The sequence below is a fragment of the Pseudomonas sp. R62 genome, assembly GCF_000257605.1.
Taxonomy (GTDB): Bacteria; Pseudomonadota; Gammaproteobacteria; order Pseudomonadales; family Pseudomonadaceae; genus Aquipseudomonas; species Aquipseudomonas atacamensis.
The window spans coordinates 745,581-746,614 of the sequence record NZ_JH635999.1 but is presented as its reverse complement, the minus strand read 5'-3'; the positions used below and the strand labels follow the sequence as shown (position 1 = coordinate 746,614).

General features: G+C 51.0%; 1 protein-coding gene. It reads left to right on the top strand.

Annotation, left to right across the window (positions count from 1 at the left end; all coding sequences use genetic code 11):
• Nucleotides 1-288 (top strand): hypothetical protein (locus tag OQK_RS30575; protein ID WP_162098735.1); only part of this gene is annotated, 288 nt, incomplete at its 5' end.
• Between the last annotated feature and the right edge of the window lie 746 nt (nucleotides 289-1,034).

Below are 1,034 nucleotides of genomic sequence, written 5' to 3'. Positions count from 1 at the left end.
AGCGACTGCATCGCTGAACAGTGGATCGGTTTCGGTTGCGGCTACTGCATCGCTGAACAAGCGGTCTGTTTGAGTGGAGGCGACCGCGTCGCTGAACAGTGGGTCGGTTTCGGTGGCGGCGAAGGCATTCAGTGCAAAAACCGAGAAAGCGATACCGAGGATAGTCTGGCGTTTCATGATGATGTGCTCCGAGTTGCAGTGGTTGGGTATGGAGCCGATCTTACGCCGCACCGTGGATATGAGAACTTCATTGACTTAATGGTTGTTATTGACGCAATCAATGATTGAGTGGAGTAAAAGCAGCTGCTTATCTAACCGTTAAGCTGGTGCTTACGCGTCCAAACGAAACGCCCTACAACGTCTAAAGCACAAAACTGACAAATCGTATTTCTGACAGCTTTACGCAAGCAAAAAAAAAGACCCGAATCGATCGAAACCGAAACGGGTCTTTCCCACTCAGACGACCCTTATTTCAAGTCATCAAAGTGATCTCGCAGGAACTCGTAAAAGCGCAAAGCTTTCAACAATCTCCATACAAGGCTCAGCGTACGCAGCAGAAGCTTCATACGTTTTGGCCTCCAGGGCTGGCGGCCAAACCTCCAGCAAACTTACCGGACCATGCGTGCCTTCAGCCTACATGTTGGTGTAGCTAGTGAGGCGGCCGGTTGAAATCCCTCCGAGACATCATTCCGGCGCGGGTGCGAATCCGCGTCAGAGGGCGTGAAACCTTTTGCGCCCCCAGCCAAACCTCACAGCTCTACCAACAAGATGAGCGCAGGCATCTTAACGCAGAAATCAGAAGAGAAAACCCGAGTAGCCAAGGTTATTCTGCGGCTACGCCTGAACCTTTGTAAAACCGTATTTCTGACAATGTTTATTGACAGACCTGAATTCAGTTACATGCGTTGGACGTTCCGAAAAAACCTCGCACATCACGCTAAACCTTCGTTGCACTGACGGGAGAAACTCAATACCATGCGCGGACATGTTGGTGTGGCTAGTGATGCACACGGCCTCGGCTCCAAACCGAGGCA